The organism is Flavobacterium orientale, assembly GCF_014638005.1.
Classification (GTDB): domain Bacteria; phylum Bacteroidota; class Bacteroidia; order Flavobacteriales; family Flavobacteriaceae; genus Flavobacterium; species Flavobacterium orientale.
This window is the reverse complement of the sequence record NZ_BMFG01000048.1, coordinates 1-531: the sequence shown is the minus strand read 5'-3', so window position 1 is coordinate 531 and position 531 is coordinate 1. Positions and strand designations below refer to the sequence as shown.

1 protein-coding gene is annotated in these 531 nt (G+C 71.6%); it reads right to left on the bottom strand.

The window, feature by feature from the left end; translation table 11 throughout:
- A partial coding sequence (locus IEV15_RS14735) for a hypothetical protein (RefSeq protein WP_229734173.1) occupies positions 1-531 on the bottom strand: 531 nt, incomplete at both ends.

The following is a 531-nucleotide window of genomic DNA, read 5'->3' as shown; positions in this document are numbered from 1 at the left end:
GGCGAGCTGATGGAGAACCAGTACCGCGTCGGCCTGCTGCGCATGGAGCGGGCGATCAAGGAGCGCATGTCCTCGGTCGGGGTGCCAAGCGCCAGCCCCGGCTGATCCTCGCCCGATGCCGCGACGCGGGGGGCGGCGAGCGCGGCCTTGCGGTCGGCCGAGGGTTGGCTGGCGGCGGTGTCGCGGCGCGAGGTGAAGGTGGCGATGGCGGTTTCGGTCTGGCGCTGCGCCGCCGCGATCTCGTCCAGCTTCTTCTCGACCGAGGGTTTCATGCCAAGCGCGGTGGTCTGCGCCTGCTGCATCCAGGCGCTGCGCATCGCGTCGATGGCGCCCTGCAGCCGCTGCGCCTCGGCCCGCATCTCGCGCGCGGTGCGGGCGGTGACGGCAGCCACCCAGATCATCGCCACCGGCAGGCAGATCGCCACCAGCGTCATGGTCATTCCAAGGGCATTGCCGCCCCCGTCCGTGCGGTCGGTCATCAGGAAAAAAGCCGCAACCAGCCCCAGCCAGCACAGGGTCAGCGCCGCCGCG